Annotated in this window: 19 protein-coding genes; 17 read left to right on the top strand and 2 right to left on the bottom strand. The window is 50.4% G+C overall.

The annotated features are described in order from the left end of the window. Positions 1-15: 15 nt before the first annotated feature. The 5 genes from ssb (at position 16) to BM200_RS24690 (ending at position 4,053) form a co-directional block, all read left to right on the top strand. Positions 16-549: a single-stranded DNA-binding protein gene (ssb, locus tag BM200_RS24670; RefSeq protein WP_091189333.1), complete on the top strand. Its 534-nt coding sequence runs from the start codon at positions 16-18 to the stop codon at positions 547-549. Between the two features lie 18 nt (positions 550-567). After that, positions 568-852 carry a 30S ribosomal protein S18 gene (gene rpsR, locus BM200_RS24675; protein WP_091189334.1) on the top strand — a complete coding sequence of 95 codons (285 nt, stop codon included), beginning with the start codon at positions 568-570 and terminating at the stop codon, positions 850-852. Positions 853-1,114: 262 nt separating this feature from the next. Then, complete coding sequence (locus BM200_RS24680) at positions 1,115-1,537, top strand: DUF1641 domain-containing protein (RefSeq protein WP_091189335.1); 423 nt, start codon at positions 1,115-1,117, stop codon at positions 1,535-1,537. 23 nt (positions 1,538-1,560) lie between these two features. After that, positions 1,561-2,739, top strand: coding sequence for an NAD(P)/FAD-dependent oxidoreductase (locus tag BM200_RS24685; RefSeq protein ID WP_091189336.1), 1,179 nt, complete (start codon positions 1,561-1,563; stop codon positions 2,737-2,739). A 165-nt stretch (positions 2,740-2,904) separates the two neighbouring features. Continuing rightward, positions 2,905-4,053, top strand: a complete 1,149-nt coding sequence (locus tag BM200_RS24690; RefSeq protein WP_091189337.1) for a cation:proton antiporter — start codon at positions 2,905-2,907, stop codon at positions 4,051-4,053. A 49-nt stretch (positions 4,054-4,102) separates the two neighbouring features. Here the strand turns inward: BM200_RS24690 and BM200_RS24695 are convergent, their stop codons facing one another. Next, the gene (locus BM200_RS24695) at positions 4,103-5,440 is read right to left on the bottom strand and encodes a hemolysin family protein (RefSeq protein WP_091189338.1); all 1,338 of its coding nucleotides are present in this window, start codon (positions 5,438-5,440) and stop codon (positions 4,103-4,105) included. 251 nt (positions 5,441-5,691) lie between these two features. On the opposite strand from BM200_RS24695, the gene BM200_RS24700 reads away from it, so the two are divergent. After that, positions 5,692-6,459 (top strand): DUF1836 domain-containing protein, encoded by a 768-nt coding sequence (locus BM200_RS24700; RefSeq protein WP_091189339.1) that lies wholly within the window; start codon positions 5,692-5,694, stop codon positions 6,457-6,459. Between the two features lie 69 nt (positions 6,460-6,528). Here BM200_RS24700 and BM200_RS24705 read toward each other — a convergent pair whose 3' ends face one another. Continuing rightward, positions 6,529-6,882: a DUF4870 domain-containing protein gene (locus BM200_RS24705; protein ID WP_091189340.1), complete on the bottom strand. Its 354-nt coding sequence runs from the start codon at positions 6,880-6,882 to the stop codon at positions 6,529-6,531. A gap of 121 nt (positions 6,883-7,003) precedes the next feature. Here BM200_RS24705 and BM200_RS24710 point away from each other — a divergent pair, with 121 nt between their 5' ends. The 11 genes from BM200_RS24710 to BM200_RS24760 all read left to right on the top strand — a co-directional run bounded on the left by BM200_RS24710 (position 7,004) and on the right by BM200_RS24760 (position 21,154). Next, complete coding sequence (locus tag BM200_RS24710; RefSeq protein ID WP_091189341.1) at positions 7,004-7,432, top strand: CBS domain-containing protein; 429 nt, start codon at positions 7,004-7,006, stop codon at positions 7,430-7,432. A gap of 497 nt (positions 7,433-7,929) precedes the next feature. Then, positions 7,930-8,823 (top strand): DUF2232 domain-containing protein, encoded by an 894-nt coding sequence (locus BM200_RS24715; protein WP_245773144.1) that lies wholly within the window; start codon positions 7,930-7,932, stop codon positions 8,821-8,823. Between the two features lie 20 nt (positions 8,824-8,843). Further along, complete coding sequence (locus BM200_RS24720) at positions 8,844-10,805, top strand: DHH family phosphoesterase (RefSeq protein ID WP_091189343.1); 1,962 nt, start codon at positions 8,844-8,846, stop codon at positions 10,803-10,805. Then, positions 10,802-11,248, top strand: coding sequence for a 50S ribosomal protein L9 (gene rplI, locus BM200_RS24725; protein WP_091189344.1), 447 nt, complete (start codon positions 10,802-10,804; stop codon positions 11,246-11,248). Before BM200_RS24720 ends, rplI begins: the two co-directional genes overlap by 4 nt. Before the next feature lie 257 nt (positions 11,249-11,505). Next, positions 11,506-12,879 (top strand): replicative DNA helicase, encoded by a 1,374-nt coding sequence (gene dnaB, locus BM200_RS24730; RefSeq protein ID WP_091189345.1) that lies wholly within the window; start codon positions 11,506-11,508, stop codon positions 12,877-12,879. A 198-nt stretch (positions 12,880-13,077) separates the two neighbouring features. Continuing rightward, the gene (locus BM200_RS24735) at positions 13,078-14,364 is read left to right on the top strand and encodes an adenylosuccinate synthase (protein WP_091189346.1); all 1,287 of its coding nucleotides are present in this window, start codon (positions 13,078-13,080) and stop codon (positions 14,362-14,364) included. A gap of 130 nt (positions 14,365-14,494) precedes the next feature. Next, the gene (locus BM200_RS24740) at positions 14,495-15,181 is read left to right on the top strand and encodes a hypothetical protein (RefSeq protein ID WP_091189347.1); all 687 of its coding nucleotides are present in this window, start codon (positions 14,495-14,497) and stop codon (positions 15,179-15,181) included. Positions 15,182-15,321: 140 nt separating this feature from the next. After that, positions 15,322-16,878 carry a M23 family metallopeptidase gene (locus BM200_RS24745; RefSeq protein WP_091189348.1) on the top strand — a complete coding sequence of 519 codons (1,557 nt, stop codon included), beginning with the start codon at positions 15,322-15,324 and terminating at the stop codon, positions 16,876-16,878. Positions 16,879-17,064: 186 nt separating this feature from the next. Continuing rightward, positions 17,065-17,826, top strand: coding sequence for a response regulator YycF (gene yycF / locus BM200_RS24750; protein ID WP_091189349.1), 762 nt, complete (start codon positions 17,065-17,067; stop codon positions 17,824-17,826). Further along, positions 17,823-19,670, top strand: coding sequence for a cell wall metabolism sensor histidine kinase WalK (walK, locus tag BM200_RS24755; RefSeq protein ID WP_091189350.1), 1,848 nt, complete (start codon positions 17,823-17,825; stop codon positions 19,668-19,670). Before yycF ends, walK begins: the two co-directional genes overlap by 4 nt. Beyond that, positions 19,667-21,154, top strand: coding sequence for a YycH family regulatory protein (locus tag BM200_RS24760; protein ID WP_091189351.1), 1,488 nt, complete (start codon positions 19,667-19,669; stop codon positions 21,152-21,154). The genes walK and BM200_RS24760 overlap by 4 nt, the downstream gene beginning before the upstream one ends. The last annotated feature ends 11 nt before the right edge of the window (positions 21,155-21,165 follow it).

Below are 21,165 nucleotides of genomic sequence, written 5' to 3' on the forward strand. Positions count from 1 at the left end.
GGAGGTCCAGAGGCGATGTTGAATCGTGTAATACTGATTGGCAGATTAACAAGAGACCCCGAATTGCGTTATACACCTGCGGGTGTAGCAGTTACGCAATTTACGATAGCAGTAGACCGGCCGTTTACGAGCGGTCAGGGCGAGCGCGAAGCGGATTTTATTCCGGTCGTAACTTGGCGGCAGCTGGCTGAGACATGCGCTAATTACTTGCGTAAAGGTCGCTTAACCGCGGTAGAAGGACGCATTCAGGTGCGTAACTACGAGAACAACGAAGGTAAACGCGTCTATGTGACGGAAGTTATTGCCGATAACGTTCGCTTCTTGGAATCTAACCGTGAAGGCGGAGCACCGCAAGAGAGTGGCAGTTATGCCGGAAGCAACAACAGCGGCGGAGGATCTTTTGGCGGCGGCGGCGGTAACGCTCCTAATGGCGGCGGTAACGGCGGCGGCGGAAGCCGGCCTAGTACTCCACGCAACAACAACAGCCGTGATCCGTTCTCGGATGACGGTCGACCGATCGATATATCAGAAGATGACTTGCCATTTTAATCGAAAGGATGGGTTCGAATGAGCTTCAAGCAAAGAGAAGGCGGAGACGGAGAGCGTCCAGAGCGCAAATTCGGCGGCCGCAAAGGCGGACGCAACAAACGCCGTAAAGTATGTTTCTTCACTGTGAACAAAATTTCTCACATTGACTATAAAGATACTGATCTGCTCAAAAAGTTTATCAGCGAGCGCGGCAAAATCTTGCCACGTCGTGTAACTGGAACTAGTGCGAAATACCAACGTCTGCTGACGGTTGCGATTAAACGTGCTCGTACAGTAGCATTGCTGCCGTACACTACTGAGTAGTAAGTAGTTAAAAGCCCATCGAGACTAACCTCTCGGTGGGCTTTTTTCGAATTTTAAGCGATTTTACCTTGCAAATTCATAAAAATAGGAATTGATCATTTGGCGGAAGAGGAATACAATAAGATGTAGTTCGTGCATATAAGTCGGCGATGATGTTAGAGCTTCATTGTGAATAATTTCACTTTAAATTACAGTTGTGGAATAACGGCTTATGCAAGTAAATCATTTGATCGATTACAGATGGAAAGAGGGATGCATTCGTATGTCTGAAACCGTAACGAAATTACCTGAGGAATCCGGTTCCGTACGTGAACTGGACGTGCTTGAGCAACTGCTGCAACCAGAAATTCAGCAATCGCTGACTCAACTGGTGAACCACCTGCCTAAACTGGCAGAATTGGTGACTCTGATGACCAAAGCTTATGATGTTGCTACTACTGTAGCTAACGACAAAGTTCTTGTGAACGATATGGTTCATGGCTTTGGCGAATTCGTTAAACCAATCGTTGACACAACTAAAGGCATCGCTAACGCAGCTGTAGAAGCTGGCGACCGCGCACAAGCTGATACGTCGACAATTGGTCTCTTTGGCATTCTGAAAATGCTGAAGGATCCGCAAGTACAAGCAACGCTTCGTTTTGCACAATCGTTCCTGAACGTATTGGCTGAGCGTAAAAACGTTTAATCACACAAGAGCGGAGGGTAAATATGGCTAAGCAAATTTTAATCCTGGGCGGCGGTTACGGCGGTCTTCTGAGCGCACTGACAGCTCGTAAATATATTTCGCCTGAAGAAGCGGAAATTACAGTAATCAACAAAACGCCTTACCACCAAATCATTACTGAACTTCACCGTCTGGCTGTAAGCGGCGTAAACGAAGGAAACGTAGCGCTTCCTTTGGAGAAACTGCTGAAAGGCAAATCGGTTAACCTGGTTATCGATACCGTTGAGAACATCGATCCAGAGAAAAAACATGTGAAGCTGGCTGGCAACGGCACAGTGAAATATGACCAGCTGGTAGTTGCTCTGGGCGGCGAAACGGCATTCTTCGGTATTCCTGGCCTGGAAGAAAACAGCTTGACGCTGAAATCGGTTGAAGAAGCGAAGCAAGTTAGCGCACATATCCAAAACCGCATTGCGGCATACGCACAATCGAAAAACAAAGCAGACGCAACAATCGTTGTTGGCGGCGGCGGCCTGACAGGTATCGAGCTGATCGGCGAGATCGTGGATATGCTTCCAAAATGGTGTGCGGAGCACGGCGTAGACCGTAACGAAATCTCCCTGTACAACATTGAAGCTGGCCCAACAATCCTGATGGGCTTCCCGGCTGATCTTCTTGAGCGTGCGAAAACCAGCCTGACAAACCGCGGCGTTAACCTGATCATGGGTGTTGCGGTTACTGAAGTTCAAGGCAACAAAGTTATGCTGAAAGACGGCAGCTCAATCGAAACGAATACGTTCGTTTGGACAGGCGGCGTTACAGGCAATCCTGTTGTAGCAAACTGTGGTATCGAAGTTAACCGCGGCCGTGCATCGGTAACGGAATTCCTGCAATCGACTTCCCACTCTGATGTTTTCCTTGCTGGCGACAACGCGTTTGTAATGGGTCCAGAAGGCCGTCCTTACCCGCCAAGCGCGCAAATCGCATGGCAAATGGGCGAGTGCATCGGTTACAACCTGTTTGCATCGTTGAAAGGTCTGCCGCTTAAATCGTTCGAATTCGTGAACTCCGGCGTACTCGCGAGCCTTGGCCGTAAAGATGCAATCGGAACAATCGGTGCAAGCCAGCTGAAGCTGAAAGGTACAGCGGCTACATTGATGAAAGAAGCAAGTAACGTTCGTTACCTGACTCATGTGAACGGTCTGTTCTCGTTCTTGAAATAGTTTTTTTTCAAGAAAACGGAACCTGCAACTGTTCTGTACGTATCAGGAATAAATATGTTTTAACTGGAGGAGCCTGTCACTATGGGCTCCTTCTGTCTTTTTTAAGGAGCCTGCATAGATGCGGGCTCCTTTTGTTATGCTGAATAGAAGGAGGAAGGAGTAAATATGGAATTCATTTTGTACCTGGCTATTATTATAGTATCTACAAAAGCGGCTGGTGCATTATCGGTCAGGCTGGGACAACCGGCAGTACTTGGCAAGCTGCTGGCCGGTATTGTAATAGGGCCGGCCGTGCTCGGGTGGGTTAAGCCCGATGATTTCATCGGCCACTTCTCCGAGATAGGCGTTTTGTTGCTGATGTTTATAGCGGGGCTTGAGACCGATCTGGAGCAGCTGCGGAAGAACTGGAAGCCGTCATTTGCTGTAGCATTTGGAGGTATCCTTCTGCCATTTATCGGGGGATATGGGATTGCGGGGGCATTTGGTCTCTCCAATAATGAAGCGCTATTCCTCGGACTGCTGCTATGTGCAACATCGGTTAGCATATCCGTACAGACGTTAAAGGAAATGAATAAGCTGCAGTCGAGGGAAGGGACGACTATCCTGGGCGCTGCCGTAGTCGATGATGTTCTTGTTGTTATCCTGCTGGCAGTAATGATGAGCTTCCTGGTGCCGGCAAGTGATATTTCCATCGGTCTCTTGATCGGAAAGAAGCTGTTATTCTTCCTTGTCATTGGTCTAGCCGGCTGGTTGCTTGTTCCGCGTTTCCTGAAGTGGTTTGCGCCTCTTCGGGTAACGGAGACGGTCATGAGCGCAGGTCTGATTATATGCTTTGCTTTTTCGTATTTTGCAGACGAGATGGGCATTGCGGGGATCATCGGAGCTTTTGCTGCAGGTATTGCTGTATCGCAAACACCGTTCAAGCACGAGGTGGAAGCCAAGATTGAGCCAATTGCCTATACGTTATTTGTCCCGGTCTTTTTTGTTAGTATCGGATTGCATATTACATTTGAAGGCGTGGGGGAGCAACTGCTCTTCATTGTGCTTGTTACGCTTGTTGCAGCGGTTACGAAGCTGCTTGGCGGGGGAGTTGGGGCAAGACTGACCGGCTTTAACAATCGGTCATCGGTCGCAATCGGAGCCGGTATGGTGTCGCGGGGCGAAGTTGCCCTTATTATTGCGGCAACGGGGTTGGAATCCGGGTTGTTACTCGAGAAGTATTTTACATCGGTCGTGCTGGTTGTTATTCTAACCACTCTGATTACGCCGCCATTGTTAAAGCAGTTACTTAAAGAGCGACAGACGGGACAATAGGGTAAAAAGAAAGGGCAGCCATCGCGGCTGCCCTTTGCTGGTTATAAGATTAAGCCGTTTCAACCTCGGCTTCATGAGTGCTGTCATCCATTTCATTCTGGATAATAAGTTCAACCTTCTTGATGCGGTGCTTGCCAACCTCGCGGACAATAAAGCGCAGATTCTCGTATTGGAGTTCTTTGCCCGGCTTCGGCTCCGTAAATTCAGTGAACAACCAACCGCCAACGGTGTCGACATCTTCTTGATCGATCGTTACCCCCGTTAATTCGGCTACATGATCAAGCGAGACTTTACCATCGAGCAGGTAGCAATTATCAGCAAGCTTCTCGATTTCCTTCCGTTCGTCCTCATCAAATTCGTCACGGATCTCGCCAACGATCTCTTCCAGAATATCCTCGATTGTAATCATACCGGAAGTACCGCCGTATTCATCCATCAGAATGGCGATATGAACGCGTTCCTGCTGCATACGCTTGAGCAATGTCTTCACCGGCAGTACCTCGGATACAGCCAGAACCGGATGAACAAGCGACTGGAAGTTGAATTCTTTGTTCTCCTGGAATTCCAGGAACAGCTGCTTGGTATTGATCATGCCCACAATGTTATCCTTGCTGCCGGTTGCAACAGGGAAGCGGGTATATTGTTCTTTGCGGATAATATCCATATTGTCAATTAATGAATTATTCGTATATAAGCAAATCATATCGGTACGCGGAACCATGATTTCTTTGGCCAGCATTTCATCAAAGGCGAAGATCCGGCTCACGTAACCGTATTCGGTGTTATTGATTTTGCCGCTTTGGAAGCTGTCATTCAGGATAATCTGAATTTCTTCTTCACTATGCGCTTCTTCATGCTCGTTCACTGCCTTCAGTCCGAACAACCGGATTAGGAAAGTGGCAGAGCCATTCAGCACCCAAATGAACGGGTACATAATCCTGTGGAAGTAGATAATTGGTTTGGCAACGGCAAAGCTGATAAATTCGGCTTTCTGGATTGCCCATGTCTTCGGAGCAAGTTCACCCATGACTACATGCAGGAATGTAACGGCAACGAATGCTATAACAAAGGAAATAATATGATTCAAATCGCTGTGTACGCCCAGTTTCTCGAATAACGGATGAATAATTCGTTCGACGGTTGGCTCACCTAACCAACCAAGTCCGAGGGCGGTAATCGTAATACCGAGCTGACAAGCCGACAGATAAGCATCAAGATTGCTTGTCACGCGTTGTACGGCAAGTGCGTTCTTCTTGCCCTCGAGCACCAGTTGATCCACACGGCTCGCACGAAGGCGGATAATCGCAAACTCCGTAGCAACGAAGAAGGCGGTCAATACAATTAATACAGCAATCATAAACAGATTAAATCCTATACTACTGTCCATTTCGGTTCTTCACAATCCTTTATAAAATATTATAAGTTCCTATGATCTACTATAACGAACTTCGGCTAGCAGATGCAAACTTGCTATTTTACTCTACGGGGGCGATACCCCCCATTATGACGAAAAATACGGAGTTATCACTGCGATATTGGCAAATACCTCGTCTTTACAAGGCTCTGTACAGGGGCGTATGATAAGTTCAGATGAGCTTGTAAACCAAGCCAATCCGTTTACGTAAGGAGGTAAGCGCCGTGGAAGCCTTTACGCTTACCCGCAAAGAGATGGCGGATTTGCTGCTCGCGCTGCATGGACACAGCTGCTGTGAACCCCTTCAGGTTCTCCAGCAGGCTTGGAAAAAGTCGCACCGTGACGCATACGAATCCGGGTCTTCCCTCCCGGCGTTTCTGTCGACCGAGCTGCCGCCGGTCCTCGTGAAGCTGATTAAGGGACGTGTTGTGAAAGGATTCTCTTTGCAGGAAATATCCGCTTTAGGCGGATTGATACAATTTTCGCAAATGTCGATTACATCGATGCAAAACTGGGTAAAAAGAGATTTCAAGGCTTTTTTCGACAGTCCGAAGATCGGCAAAAAATATTCATTGAATCAAACGGCTTTATTGTTTATTATTGATGATCTCAAATCCAGTCTTGATTTCGGTTCAATCCGGAAGCTGTTTGACCGGCTGTTTAACACACCCGAGGATGAGACGGATGACCTGATCGGCCCGCTCGAGCTGTATGCTTCTTATACGGCAATGTACGAAGAGCTTGCCGCCAGCGGCTACCGTCTGCTTGATATGGCCCGTCCTCACTCTGATGCACGGGATAGAGAGGCGATAATGGAGCAGATGCTTCATAGCGCTTCAGAGCCGTTTCTGCAGATCCTGCCTAAATTAAGTGAAGAACAGACGGAGGCACTCCGCCATATATTGTTCATTGCCGTTATCTCGATCCGTACGTCATACTTTCATTCGCTGGCCAAAAGGTATTGCCATGCCACCCTGTTCCTGAACCCGTAACCGGATCCTAAACATAGGTAGCATAAAAAGGCAGCAACGGAAGCTTCCATCCCGGTACTGCCCAGGTAATCAGAACTTATATGATTGCTGTTCTGCCCAGTCGCCGATATACGGCAGCTTGAAGCGCTTGCCCTGGAGGGCAAGCAGCATCAGGGCAATCCATAGAATAAAGCCAAGAGGTGTCAGAATCAGGCCGAGGAGCCAGCCAATGACGGGAATAAAGCCCAGGACGATATTGAGGACGATGAATATGACGGATATGGCGATGGACTGAAGAGCGTGGAATTTCACAAACCGGCTCTGTTTTTCCACGATCAGGAATATAATACCGGTAATAAAGCCTAGGAAATAAGCAAGCAGTCCTGCCACTTTAGGGTCTATACCTGTTGAGGAACGATCAGGTTCGAAGGAAGCACTGGACATGAACGGAAATCATCCTTTCTATAATCGACTCTCTCGAGAAGATTGTATTCATGTCCGAAAAGTTATATGTCATAACGAAATTTATAGTGAATCTAAAGGAACGATTGGAGTTGAATGACGGATGAATATTGCGTTTTTTCTGCTGCCTAAGCAGGAGGTTGTAACGGTAACGCAGGATGCAACGCTCAGGCAAACCCTCGAGAAGATGGAGCATCACCGCTATTCCGCGGTCCCGATCATTAATGAAGAAGGCGGTTATGCGGGAACCGTAACCGAAGGTGATTTGCTCTGGTACATGAAGAACACGCCGGGTGTGAATTTTGAGAACGCCCATAAGGTGAAGCTGCAGGATGTGCCGCTTCGCATGATGAACCGTTCGGTTCGGATTGATGCAGATATGAAGGATTTAATTGACCTTTCGAAGGTGCAGAACTTTGTTCCTGTCGTGGATGACCGGGGTCATTTCATCGGTATTGTCCGCAGAAGCGAAATTATTGATTATTGCCAGTCCTTTATTCCAGGATCACCCACGATTGCTCTGGAAGCATAAGCACCCGGCATCACAAGAATATGACAACTCAGCATCTCCTCGGGTTTTCGTATACGGCCATATGTTCTAGGAGAATATATTTCCATATACGGACTTAACTTCAGGAGGGGCTTCATGAATAGGAATGAGCGCCAAAAAGACGGAGCCCGCAAACGGTACCGTCTTTTTGTTTTAATCTGGAACGTCGGCATATACGGCGGACAGGTGCTATTGTTACACCAAACCCAATTAAGGGTAAGCAAATGATAGATGCGACCGTTCAGCCGTTATGAAGTGACAGCAGCCGGCGACGCACGTTGGAGAGCAGGCTGAAAAACCGGCGCCCAATCAGCAATGGCGTGGCGTACAGCAGCTTTGACACATGCTACAGGAAGAGGCGGGCGGCAAGCGCTAAAGGATGTGCGTGATCTATTTTTCTTTTATGATATAATGGAGTGTGAATGTTTGTTTACTGATTATGTATGCAAGAGGTGAACGGCTTGAAAGGTAAGCCCAGTATGAAAGCAGTTTTATGGAGCGGTGCGTCTTTGCTTCTTATTTTGTCATTAGCAGTCCCGGTATTTAATATGCTGACGATTATGCTGCTGATGGTGCCTTACGTCATATTGTTTACGACGCTGTCAACGCGGTCCTTTTTACTGCATCTTGTACCGGTATGGATCATAGCGGCTGTTATACTGGGACCTTCGGTTCTCATTATCGCGTTATTTTTCTTGATCCCCGCCATGGTGATGGGGCAGATGTATCGGAAGCGGGCGTCAGCTCCGTATATACTAAGGCGCACAACGTTGACGATCCTGTTTTGTCTGCTGGCGGAGCTGCTTTTATTCGAAGGAGTTCTGAACCAATCGTTTATTGATCAAATTGGTGAATTTGTCCGCGCACTCGTGAGTGACCTTGAAACGGAGCATGTGCTTCCGAAGGAATGGGACAGCGACTATACGGAATCCCTCATCCGGGTTATGATCCATTCGATCCCGCAGGCGATTATTCTGATTTCTTTCGTGTATGCGGTCATTACGCAATATTTTGCGCGCAAAATTCTGGCATCTTCAATCGAGGATATTCCCACCATGCCAAAAGCAAAGGACTGGATGCTTCCGCGTATCATGGTCTTCTTCTATTTGGTGGTGTATATTCTGGAGATATTCGCAGACACGAGCAGCAGCTCCTTCTACTCCGTAGCGCTTATGAATTTGGTGCCGCTCATGCGGTATGCGTTCACGATTCAGGCAATCGGATTTTTCTTCTACATTGCGCATCAACGAAAATGGAACAAGACGGTTCCGGTTATTATCGCCATTCCGCTTCTCATCTTCCCGCCGCTTAGTCTGATTGGCGTACTTGATGCTGCTTTTCCGATCCGTAAGTCGTTTTCGAAATCATCATAAGCTATAGGAGCGAATAGGAAATGCCGAAGTTTCTTGTCACGCGATGGCATGGCATGCATCAGGTCTGGTCTATCGCATTAATGGTTCTCATGACCGTTGTGCTCACTTGGTACTGGTGGGTGCTTGGAGCAATTGCGCTTCTTCTCACAATAGCCGCAGCGGTCTATACGGTGCTCGCGGAGCGGGCTTTCCGCAAAGATCTAAAGTCGTATCTCGGGACGTTATCCTACCGGGTCAAAAAGGTCGGTAATGACGTTATTGGCGAGCTTCCGTTTGGCGTTATTTTGTACAATGAAGATCGGACCATCGAATGGCATAATCCATACATTGCACAAATTGCGGGTCAGGAATCGGTGATCGGCTTGCCGCTCACGGAGCTGTTCCCGGCGTTGCAGCAGGTGAAGGACAAGGAAGGAACCGTTGAAGCGATGGTTGACGGACATGTCTACCAGCTGATCTTCAAGCAGAAGGAACGGATTCTGTACGTTCAGGACATTACCCTGCTATGGCAGGTCAGCAAGCGCTACGATGAAGAAAAGCTTGCAATGGGTGTGGTTATGATCGACAGCCTGGAAGAAGTTACGCAAGGGATGGACGACCATCAGCGAAGCTCGCTCCAGTCCAAGGTTACGACCGAGATTACAGAATGGGCGCAACGGTATCAGCTGTATCTGAAGCGGGTTACTTCGGACAGGTTCCTTCTGATTACCGATCAGAAGACGCTGAGGCAGCTGGAGCAATCCCGCTTTGTCATTCTGGATGAAGTGCGTGAGATGACCGCCGATCAGAAAATTCCGATAACGCTCAGCATCGGCTTCGCGGCCGGAGCGGAAAGTATCGTTGAGCTTGGACAATGGGCACAGTCCAGTCTGGATATCGCCCTAGGGCGCGGCGGCGACCAGGCATCGGTGAAGGTAGGCGGACGTCAGTCGTTCTATGGCGGCAAGAGCAACGCAGTAGAGAAACGTACCCGTGTCCGTGCACGTGTGGTTGCACATGCGCTTCGCGATTTGATTAAAGAGAGCGGCAATGTGGTCATTATGGGCCATAAGATGCCGGACATGGATGCAATAGGCGCAGCGATCGGTATTATGAAGGCAGCGCTGCTGTTCGGCAAGGAAGCTTATATCGTACTCGAGGGCATTAATCCTGCGATTCAGAAGATGATGGAGATGCTGCGGGAGGACGAGAAATTCGCGAAGCGGTTCATTACGCCGGAGCAGGCGCTTGGCATAACGGACAGCCGAACGCTGGCTGTAGTAGTTGATACGCATAAAGCGTCGATGGTGAAGGAACCGCGCATCTTGGCGCAAACGAATAAAATTGTAGTGGTTGACCACCACCGCCGCGGCGAAGAGTTTATCTCAACCGCGATTCTGGTCTATATGGAGCCGTATGCTTCCTCGACCTGCGAGCTTGTCACCGAGCTGCTGCAATATATTCACGACCGCGTTCTGCTGGATGTCCGTGAAGCAACGGCACTTCTTGCAGGCATTACGGTGGATACGAAGAACTTCTCGCTCCGAACCGGAGCCCGCACGTTTGACGCGGCATCGTTCCTGCGGCGCAACGGCGCGGATTCAACGATGATTCAGCGGATGCTGAAGGAAGATCTCGAGGAGTACGTCCGCAAGGCGGAAATTATCAAGCATGCCGAAGTGTTCTACGATCATGTGGCGATTGCGGTGACGGAGCCGGGCCGGAAGGTTGCGCAGCTCCTCATCGCGCAGTCAGCCGATACGCTGCTGAACATGACCGATATATATGCTTCCTTTGTTATCGGGGAAAGGCCTGACGGGCTTATCGGCATAAGCGCCCGCTCGCTCGGGCATATGAATGTACAGGTTGTAATGGAACGAATGGGCGGCGGCGGTCACTTGACGAACGCGGCGGCTCAGCTGGAGGGCACCGTCCAGGAAGTGGCGGCCAAGCTGAAGGCAGTATTAGAACAAATTGAAGCGGAAGAGGGGTTATTCGAATGAAGGTTATTTTCTTGAAGGACGTTAAAGGCCAAGGCAAAAAAGGCGATGTAAAGGATCTGTCGGAAGGTTATGTACGTAATTTCCTGCTGCCGCAGGGACTTGCGAAGCCGGCATCAGACGGCAATCTGAAGACACTGGAAGTACAGAACGCTTCGGAAGAGAAACGTAAAGCAAAGGAAAAAGCGGACGCGGTTGAGCTTGGCAAGCGGCTGGAAGAGCTGAAGATTGTCATTAAGGCGAAAGCAGGCGAAGGCGGCCGGTTGTTCGGCGCCATTACAAGCAAGCAAATTGCAGAAGCTCTGGCTTCGCAGGCAGGCGTCAAGATTGACAAACGAAAAATCGAGCTGGAAGATGCTATCCGTACTCTTGGGGTTACACAAGTATTGGTCAAGCTGCATGTTGATGTAAAATCGAAGCTTAGCGTACATGTAACGGAAGAATAAGAGTCCTCATCAAGCGTAATAGGGAAACAGGCAATGGCGATGTGAGAGCATCGCTATTGTTGTGTCGGCAGATAAGCCGATGTTGGAACTTACCATAGCTTTAGGCGGCTTGCAACTGCTACACTGATCGTTGTAGCTTGTAATGGAACCGGATGGTATTTAGCGGCTTAGCAATTTTTTATAAAATAGGAAAGTATACGAATGCTGCCCTCCATAGGAAGGCGCAGCCGTTTACGCTTGGGAGGGAGCATACAAGCATGAGCATGAGTAGTACGGAGCTGATGTTTGATCGGGTGCCGCCGCAGAACCTGGAGGCGGAGCAAGCCGTTATTGGCGCGATTCTGCTTCAGTCGGAGGCGCTGATCACCGCGATGGAGCGGCTGCGCAGCGAAGACTTTTATAGCGTTCCTCATCAACATATATATGAAGCGATGGTTGAGCTTGGCGAGAGCGGGCAGCCCGTCGATCTGATTACGCTGACAGCCTTCCTGCAGGACAGGCAGCTGATTGAAGAAATCGGCGGCGTATCGTATTTGGCCAAGCTGGCAAGTGCGGTGCCAACCGCGGCGAACGTCGATTATTACGCACAGATCGTGGAAGAAAAGTCGATGCTCCGCCGGTTGATTCGGACGGCAACGAATATCGTATCCGACGGCTATGCCAATACGGATGAGGTTAGTATCCTTCTAAGCGATGCGGAACGAAAAATTCTTGAAATCTCGAACCGCCGTTCCAGCAGCGGCTTTATCTCCATCCGCGATGTGTTAATGGAAGTCTTCGAGAAGGTGGAGACGCTCTACAACACAAAGGGTGCAGGAACAACCGGCATTCCATCGGGATTCGTCGATCTGGACAAAATGACGGCAGGCTTCCAGCGAAGCGACTTGATCATTATCGCGGCCCGTCCTTCCGTAGGCAAGACGGCATTCGCGCTGAACATTGCTCAGAACGTTGGCGTCCGCGCCCGCGAGACCGTCGCGATCTTCTCGCTAGAGATGTCCGCGGCACAGCTGGTTCAGCGTATGGTCTGCGCCGAGTCGAACGTAGATGCGACGCGGATGCGTACTGGTCAGCTGGAAGGCGATGACTGGGAGAAGCTGACGATGGCGATTGGCGCCTTGTCGGAGGCCAACATTTTTATCGATGATACGCCAGGTATTACAGTTGCCGATATCCGGGCGAAATGCCGCCGTCTGAAGAAGGAAAAAGGCCTTGGCATGATTCTGATCGATTACTTGCAGCTTATTCAAGGCCGCGGTAAAGCTGGCGAGAACCGTCAGCAGGAAGTATCGGAAATTTCACGTACTCTGAAACAAATCGCCCGTGAGCTCGAAGTGCCGGTTATCGCCCTGTCGCAGCTTAGCCGTGGTGTCGAGCAGCGTCAGGACAAGCGTCCGATGATGTCCGACCTTCGGGAATCGGGTTCGATCGAGCAGGATGCCGACATCGTAGGCTTCCTGTACCGGGATGATTACTACGACAAGGAATCCGAGAAGAAGAACATTATCGAGATCATTCTTGCCAAACAGCGGAACGGCCCGGTCGGTACGGTCGAGCTGGTCTTCCTGAAAAATTTCAATAAATTCGTAAGTTTAGACAGAACCCATGAGGACCCATCACAGGCATCATAACTTTTGTATAATATCCGAACGATTGTATGGGCGACTGTGCAATTGTTCGTTTTTTGTTTGACTTCTCTATACGGGACTGATACACTGTTATTGCTGTCTTTTATGCAATCGGTAGCATTTCTGAGTAAGAAGCGCGGATCCGGTTAATGCTAAGACGGTAATTTTCGGTGTGCAAAATCACCGGACGGGGGTATGATTATGTCTACGGTTGTTGTTGTCGGTACGCAGTGGGGAGACGAAGGGAAAGGCAAAATTACCGATTACTTGGCGGACGGAGCCGACGTCGTCGCTCGCTATCAAGGTGGTAACAATGCCGGACACACTATTCTCATTGACAACAAAAAGTACAAATTGACGATGATTCCATCGGGTATTTTTAACCAAAATAAAACTTGCGTCATCGGTAACGGGATGGTTATTAACCCGCAAGCGCTGATTGACGAAATTAACTATATTCATGACAACGGGTTCTCGAGCGACAATCTGAAAATCAGTGACCGCGCCCATGTCATTATGCCTTACCATCTCGTGCTGGACGGCCTGGAAGAGGACCGCAAAGGCGATAACAAAATCGGTACAACGCGTAAAGGCATTGGCCCGTGCTACATGGACAAAGCTGCCCGTAACGGGATCCGTATCGCGGACCTTCTGGATGCAGAAGAGTTCACAGAGAAAACCCGCCGCCTTGTCGTGGAGAAAAACCAAGTGATTCAGCAAGTATACGGCGGAGAGCCGCTCGATGCGGAGTCCATTATCGCGGAATACTTAGGCTACGCCGAGACGCTTCGTCCTTACGTGACGGATACTTCCGTTGTTCTGAACGATGCGATTGATGCGAACAAGAAAGTTCTGTTCGAGGGCGCTCAAGGCGTTATGCTTGATATTGACCAAGGTACTTATCCTTTCGTTACTTCTTCCAACCCATCGGCTGGCGGCGTATGTATCGGTTCCGGCGTAGGTCCGTCGAAAATCCAGCAGGTTATCGGTGTAGCGAAGGCTTACACAACCCGCGTAGGCGACGGTCCGTTCCCAACTGAGCAAATTAACGAAATCGGCGATCTGATCCGTGATAAAGGCCACGAGTATGGAACGGTTACCGGCCGTCCGCGCCGCGTTGGCTGGTTTGACAGCGTCGTTGTCCGCCATGCACGCCGTGTCAGCGGTATTACGGGTCTGTCCCTTAACTCGCTGGACGTACTCAGCGGTCTTGAGACGGTAAAGATCTGTACAGCTTACAAATACCGCGGCGAAGTAATCGAGCATTATCCTGCAAGCCTTAAGATGCTGGCAGAATGCGAAGCGGTTTATGAAGAAATGCCGGGCTGGAGCGAAGATATTACAGGAGCGAAGAAGCTGGAAGATCTGCCGGTGAACACGCTGAACTACCTGAACCGTGTATCCGAGCTGACTGGCATTCCAATTGCGATCTTCTCGGTAGGACGTAACCGCGAGCAAACGAATCCGGTTCGCGCAATCTACGAATAGAATATGATCTTAAATGAGGATAGTCCAAGGCAGAAGTGCCCGGGCTATCCTCTTTTCTCGTTTTCATAGGAATGCTCTCCCTATTCTTTGACCATAATGGTAGATAGCAGAAGGAAAGGGATGAGCGTAAATGTGGTTAAAAGCAGCCGTATGGATCGCGAAAATCATAGCGGCGGGACTCATCGTCAGCTTTCTCTCCATATGGACAACCGGCTATATTGTTAGTAGTTATGTGGAGACGCTGCTGAAGCAGTATAATATGCCGCTGGAGGTACAGCCGATGGCCATGTCCGGCGTATGGGGCAAGCTGTGGGGCGTTGAGCCGGTCCAGAAGGATGATACCGAGAAAACAGGAACGGACGAAGCCGGGGACGATGATAAGGTTGCGGTGGATGCCTTTGGCGACCAGCCGTCTAACCCGCCGCTTACGGATATTGGCGTTGGCGGAGGTACGAAGGCGGAAGGCGGCACAAGCGGACAGTCGGGGGAATCAGGCACGAGTACGGGGACGACGGAAGGTACAACGGAAGGCAGTGCCCAAACGGATGATGATGAAGCGCCTTCGATTGACGGGTCCGAAACAGCCATTACGACTGACGATTTGAACGAAATGAAGGGCCAGTTGAGTGATGCCGATAAGGATCAATTGTTCGGATTATTAATGAGCAAACTGCCGCAGGAAGCGTTGCAAACGATCTCCGGATATATGGAGAACGGACTGACAGACGAGGAGCTTACGCAGGTTCAGCAGCTGATGGCGCAGTATTTGGACCGCGACCAATATGAACAAATGATGGCAATTCTGAAAAAATATTAATTTCGACTCTTGACAGGAATGGTTGCCGCGTTTATTAACCATATGTTAAAGTATTAGGCGAGTGATCCGACAGGACATTCGTCTTTTTTCATGTCGGAACTCGTATTTTATTGCAATAAAAGTGCGAAAAGGAGACCATCATGACCGTTTTCAGCCCCAAGGATCGTTTCCGGAAGACTTGGAACCTCGTAAACCAGTACTTTCGGCCTACTGATCCGCAAGACTCGAAAGGCAAGAAGCAGCCTCCATCGACAGGAGAGAAGCCGCATACACCTATGTGGAAGAGAAAACCTGTCATTCTTACAGCAGGGGTGCTGGTAGTCCTAGCAGCAGCCGGTATCGGCGGTACCGGATACGTACAAGCGAATACAGTCGATTATTACAACGTATATAAAGATGGCAATATGGTGGGCTCGGTCAGCGACCCTACGGAAGTTGACCAGCTGATTAAGCAACAGACCGAAGAAGTGAAGAAGTCGAATCCGAACCTGAATATGGTACTGGATGCCGGCGAGATTACGTACAGCGGTGAAAGCGGCTTTAAAGCGGAACCGGCTACGGAAGAAACATTAAGCAAGCTGAAGGGGCTTCTCACCTCACATGCGGAAGGCGTGGAACTTGTTATCGATGGCAAGGTAGCCGGCATTGTGAAGGATCAGGAGACGGCCGATGCGATTCTGAACCGGGTGCAGAGCAAATACGCTCCGCAGCTGGCAGCTAATAAGAAGTCCGCGGAAGTAACAACCTTGTCCTACTCCAAGGCAGCCGCCGAGAAGAAGAAGACAGAAGCGTCAAACGGCAAGAAGCTGACCGGCGTCAAGTTTGTTGAAGAAGTCAAGACAGACGCAGTCGCGACTGACCCGGCTAAAATCATGGATGCCAACGAGCTGTATTTGAAGCTTGTGAAAGGCAGCGTCAAACCAACCAAGTACACCGTTCAGAAAGGTGATTGCGTCGGCTGCATTGCCGACAAGTTCAACATTTCCGAACAGGTGATCTACGATAACAACGGCTGGATTGAGCAGGATATGATCAAAGAGGGCGATGTTCTTGATCTGACCGTACTTCAGCCCGAGCTGACAGTAAAGACGGAAGAGCGTGCAACAGAGACGATCTCCTATGAGGCTCCTGTAGAAATCCGCAAGAGTGATGCAATGAAGCTTGGCGAATCGAGGGTGCTTACGGAAGGCAAGAGCGGCAAGAAGACTCTTACATACCGGATTGTGAAGCAGAACGGTAAAGTGGTTACGGAAGAGCTCGTAGACAGCCAGGTTGTTGTGAAGCCTGTAGCTGAGGTTGTTCTTAGAGGAACGAAGGTTATTCTGGGCGAGGGCACAGGCCACTTTGCATCACCGGTGTCCGGCTGGTCGCTGTCGAGCAAGTTTGGTAAGCGTTGGGGCCGGATGCATAAAGGGATTGATATGACAGGCGGCAAGACCATTATGGCTGCCGATAACGGTGTAGTTGAATTTGTCGGTCAGAAGACAGGTTACGGCAATGTCGTTATTATCAATCACAAGAACGGCTACAAGACGTTATATGGGCATCTGAGATCCTTCAGCGTGAAGAATGGCCAGATTCTCGAAAAAGGAGACAAGCTGGGCATTATGGGCAGCACCGGCGAATCGACCGGCGTGCATCTGCATTTTGAAATTACGAAAAGCGGTGTTTTGCAAAATCCGTTAAAGTACTTATAATATAACTTTTCTCCAGGGAGACTGTCCGTTAACGGACAGCCTCCTTTTTTAGTTTCTTAGCTAGTGGGCCTGCCCATTTATGAGTTTTATTGGAATGGGACTGAACGAACTTTAATTGGGAACTTGACGACTCACTATGTTAAAATAGAAGAGTGAAAATAGGACGAGCGACAGGCGGGTGTAACGATGCACGGAAAAATATTAGTGGTCGATGACGAACAGCCCATTGCAGATATATTGAAATTCAACCTGGAGAAGGAAGGGCATCAGGTCATTTGTGCGTTCGACGGCGGTGAGGCGGTTCGCCTCGCATTCGAAGAACAGCCGGATTTGATTTTGCTTGATTTGATGCTGCCCGTAAAAGACGGCATGGACGTATGCCGCGAGGTGCGGACGCGCCTGCATATGCCGATCATTATGCTGACGGCAAAGGATACGGAGATCGATAAGGTACTAGGCCTCGAGCTTGGCGCCGATGATTATGTAACGAAGCCGTTCAGCACGCGTGAATTGCTAGCCCGGGTGAAAGCGCATTTACGCCGGCAGCAGAAAACAACGGCTTCTTCGGCAGACAATTCGAATGCCGGTGGTGAAGGCGGCCAAGGGGCAGCGGACGAGAAGCAGGGTCTGAAATTATTCAACCTGTTTATCGATACCGATATGTATGTTGTCTATAAGGACGGCGAACCGCTTGACCTGACTCACCGCGAATACGAGCTTGTATACTACATGGCGCGCAACAGCGGCAAAGTGATGACACGCGAGCATTTGCTGCAGGCGGTATGGGGCTTTGAATATTTCGGCGATGTACGTACGGTAGATGTAACGATTCGCCGGCTTCGCGAGAAGATTGAAGATGATCCCAGCCGTCCGGAATATATTATGACTCGTCGCGGTCTTGGCTATATGATGCGCAATTCGAAGTCGGGAGGGCTTGGCTACGCATGAGCGGGAGGCGGTTTTTTCGCACCATTCAAGTCAAGCTGGTTATTATTTATCTCCTGCTCATTCTTGTCGCGATGCAGCTGATTGGCGTTTACTTCATCAGTACGGTGAAGGCGTCGCTGACCGATAACTTTACGACAAACATGAAAGAGCAGGCCGATATTCTCTCGAAGCTGGCGGCGCCTAATCTATCGATTAAGCCCAACAGCGACAGCGAGGCAAATGCCGAAAATACGGAGAACTTAAGTCTTGTTGTCCGTAATCTATTCAGCATTAGCGGCACCGAGGTGCAGGTGCTTGACGGCAATGGCAGGGTCGTTGCGACATCTCTGCAGGTGCCGGAGTCGTATATCGGGAAGAAGAATACCTCTCTTGCGGTAAGCCGCGCGTTAACGGGTATTTCAGATAACGAAGAAGAGATTATTGACGAGAACGGCATCCGGAAAAAAATTATCGCCCTTCCCGTTACGTATAACGATAACGACAAGGTTGTTGGCGCGGTCTACATGGTAGCTTCCATGGACAGCTTGTACGATACGGTTAACCGGGTGAACCAGATCTTTTTCTCTGGAACGCTTATTGCACTTAGCCTTACCGGTATTCTTGGCATCCTGCTTGCCCATACGATTACGAGCCCGATTCAGGGGCTGACGCGGCAGGCAGCGGCTGTAGCGGACGGAAAGTTCGATCTGCAGGTGCCGGTTCTTGGAGATGATGAGATCGGGCGGCTAAGCTCGGCCTTTAATGATATGACGATCCGGCTGAAGGAGGCGCTCTCGGTCAACGAAGAGGAGAACGAGAAGCTGGCCTCCATTCTGTCGAATATGAGTGACGGCGTGATCGCAGCCGACGAGAACGGCAAGGTGATCGTCTGGAACCGGCGCTCGCAGGAGATGCTTGATGTGCGTACCTGTGAGGGCTGCAGTCTGCCTGAGCTGCTTGGCATGCCGGAGCAGAAATACCAGGAGCTGCAGAAGGGGCGGGAGCAGACCGTTATTTTGTCGCGTGACGATGAAGAGGACGGCGCCGATGACGCGGAGGGTATCCTCCGCGTGACGTTTACGCCGATTCACCGCCGTGACAAGGGGATTACGGGAACCATTGCGGTGCTTCAGGACGTCACGGAGCAGGAGAAGCTCGAGCAGTCGCGCCGCCAGTTCGTTGCGAATGTCTCGCATGAGCTGCGCACGCCGCTCACCACGATCAAGAGTTATGCGGAAGCGCTCAATGACGGCGCATTGGATGAGCGGGAGCTGTCGGAGCGCTTCGTAGGCGTTATCCGCAATGAGACGGAGCGGATGATCCGGCTTGTTACCGATCTGCTGCATCTGTCACGCCTGGATTCGAATCAGGCGCCGCTGCGGCGGCGGGAGACCAATATCCATGAAATGCTGGATGAAGTGACCGACCGCTTCTCCTTCCAGCTGCGGCAGAAGTCGATTCGGGCTTCTATTATCGTCGACCGCGATCTCAAGTCAGCATGGCTGGACCGTGACCAGATTGACCAGGTGCTGGATAATTTAATATCCAATGCCATCAAATATACGCTTGAAGGCGGTTCGATTGAGCTCAGCGCCCGCAAGCCGGATGCTGCTACGATCGCGATTAGCGTAATGGATACGGGCATCGGTATTCCGAAGAAGGATTTATCCCGTATTTTTGACCGGTTCTACCGGGTGGACAAGGCTCGCTCCCGCAACATGGGCGGAACCGGCCTTGGCTTATCCATTGCCCGGGAAATCGTTAAAGCGCACGGCGGTACGGTCTCTCTCAAGTCGGAGCTGAATGAGGGCACGACCGTGACGTTTACGCTGCCCGCGCTGCAAGAGGAAGGTGAAACGGCATGATGGAGAAAGCGAAGACGCTCCTGCTCGTTATGCTTGTTGCACTAAGCTTGATACAATCGTATATCCTCGCGTACAGCATGCCCGGTCTTGGCGCAACGGTCAAGACAGAGCAGGACTTATTTAACGCCGATCCGCTCGGCAAGGAATCGAGCGTGGAGAATGTGATCTTCCCGGCGGAGATCGTCCTCCACTTCGGCGGCAATGAGCATACGGTGCTGTACCCGGGAACAACGTTCTACAATATGATCTTGAAGGACCGGATTCAGGGACGCGAGTTCAAGGGCTTCCAGCGCAATCCGGCCAATGTGCTTAACTGGGACGAAGTAAGGAAGAATGATATCGGCGTGGAGCTGCGCTTCCAGAACGGCGTTCCCGTAGAGCTGCTCAAGAAGCTGCTCAAGGTGCAGGGGGACCTGCTGTTCCTGGGCGAGATGATTGACCGGATCTGGATCTTCAAGGCGACCGATTCTGAGGAAGTCCGGACGTTCTTCTTCAGCGCCGACGGGCAAAAGGTGTACGAGTCTACGCAGGCCGATCTGACGGTTCGAGACGTACAGGATTATGTGGGCTTTGGCGAATATCAGCCGAAGTACCAGATGACCTCGGACGGCATCTATTTGCCGAAGCAGCCGATTCAATCGGTAGAGATGGTCTTCCCTTATGAAACCTACTCTTCGGAGCTGATGCAGCAGAACCTGTTCTTTGATCCGGCCACTACGAAGGCGCTCTACGACCGGAGCGGCTCGCAGATTTATACAGACGGCAAGCGGGGTCTGCAGATCGAGCAGAAGGGCATGTGGATGATTTATACGAACCCGGCCGCCTCGCAGAGCGAGGAAAATCCGCTCAGCGAGAATGTGTTTGCATCCATTGAGTTCATTAATCAGCACGGCGGATGGGACGGGGTATACCGTTTCATCAATCCGGGGATAAACGTGGAAAGCAAGGCAGGCAAGTATGCAGAGTTCCAGCAGTACGTAGATAACTATCCCATTATTGAAACGAAAAATTTCGAATATGGCAGTATGCGGCTGACGCTGCAGCAAGGTGTGGTGACGGAATACAGCCGTTCCTTGATTACGCTTGCGGACAGGTCGAAGACAAGGGAAGCAAGATGGCTGCCGGGCGGGACCCAGCTGCGAAGCGCGCTGGATCATTATGACCGCCGTTCCGAGGTTGTTCGGCTGTTCCCGGCCCTGAAAGCGGCGCCGCTCGCAAACAATGAATTAAGATTTATTCCGGTCTGGGCGGTACAGCTTGAGGATGGGACGCAGGAGTCTCTGACCGAAGCATACCCGGCTGGCTTTGTGCCGCAGGAAGTGAAGGATGCTTCGAACTTTGAACATAATCCGGAAGCGGGCACAGACGCGGGTACAGACGCGGGTACAGATACAGATGAAACATCCAAGGATAGCAACAGCTTGTTCAGAGACTCGGATCAGCTGCAAAATGCAATAGCACCGGATAAGGAAAGCAAGGAATAAGCCGTCAGGAA

The sequence above is a fragment of the Paenibacillus catalpae genome (assembly GCF_900112695.1).
GTDB classification, from domain to species: domain Bacteria; phylum Bacillota; class Bacilli; order Paenibacillales; family Paenibacillaceae; genus Pristimantibacillus; species Pristimantibacillus catalpae.

Excerpts from the sequence above, each read along its gene's own strand:
- rplI (WP_091189344.1), top strand. The coding sequence starts at position 10,802 with ATGAAGGTTATTTTCTTGAAGGACGTTAAAGGCCAAGGCAAAAAAGGC.
- rpsR (WP_091189334.1), top strand. The coding sequence starts at position 568 with ATGAGCTTCAAGCAAAGAGAAGGCGGAGACGGAGAGCGTCCAGAGCGC.
- walK (WP_091189350.1), top strand. The coding sequence starts at position 17,823 with ATGAGCGGGAGGCGGTTTTTTCGCACCATTCAAGTCAAGCTGGTTATT.
- BM200_RS24745 (WP_091189348.1), top strand. The coding sequence starts at position 15,322 with ATGACCGTTTTCAGCCCCAAGGATCGTTTCCGGAAGACTTGGAACCTC.
- BM200_RS24690 (WP_091189337.1), top strand. The coding sequence starts at position 2,905 with ATGGAATTCATTTTGTACCTGGCTATTATTATAGTATCTACAAAAGCG.
- dnaB (WP_091189345.1), top strand. The coding sequence starts at position 11,506 with ATGAGCATGAGTAGTACGGAGCTGATGTTTGATCGGGTGCCGCCGCAG.
- BM200_RS24695 (WP_091189338.1), bottom strand. The coding sequence starts at position 5,440 with ATGGACAGTAGTATAGGATTTAATCTGTTTATGATTGCTGTATTAATT.
- BM200_RS24720 (WP_091189343.1), top strand. The coding sequence starts at position 8,844 with ATGCCGAAGTTTCTTGTCACGCGATGGCATGGCATGCATCAGGTCTGG.
- BM200_RS24735 (WP_091189346.1), top strand. The coding sequence starts at position 13,078 with ATGTCTACGGTTGTTGTTGTCGGTACGCAGTGGGGAGACGAAGGGAAA.
- yycF (WP_091189349.1), top strand. The coding sequence starts at position 17,065 with ATGCACGGAAAAATATTAGTGGTCGATGACGAACAGCCCATTGCAGAT.
- BM200_RS24680 (WP_091189335.1), top strand. The coding sequence starts at position 1,115 with ATGTCTGAAACCGTAACGAAATTACCTGAGGAATCCGGTTCCGTACGT.
- BM200_RS24705 (WP_091189340.1), bottom strand. The coding sequence starts at position 6,882 with ATGTCCAGTGCTTCCTTCGAACCTGATCGTTCCTCAACAGGTATAGAC.
- ssb (WP_091189333.1), top strand. The coding sequence starts at position 16 with ATGTTGAATCGTGTAATACTGATTGGCAGATTAACAAGAGACCCCGAA.
- BM200_RS24740 (WP_091189347.1), top strand. The coding sequence starts at position 14,495 with ATGTGGTTAAAAGCAGCCGTATGGATCGCGAAAATCATAGCGGCGGGA.
- BM200_RS24685 (WP_091189336.1), top strand. The coding sequence starts at position 1,561 with ATGGCTAAGCAAATTTTAATCCTGGGCGGCGGTTACGGCGGTCTTCTG.
- BM200_RS24710 (WP_091189341.1), top strand. The coding sequence starts at position 7,004 with ATGAATATTGCGTTTTTTCTGCTGCCTAAGCAGGAGGTTGTAACGGTA.
- BM200_RS24715 (WP_245773144.1), top strand. The coding sequence starts at position 7,930 with ATGAAAGCAGTTTTATGGAGCGGTGCGTCTTTGCTTCTTATTTTGTCA.
- BM200_RS24760 (WP_091189351.1), top strand. The coding sequence starts at position 19,667 with ATGATGGAGAAAGCGAAGACGCTCCTGCTCGTTATGCTTGTTGCACTA.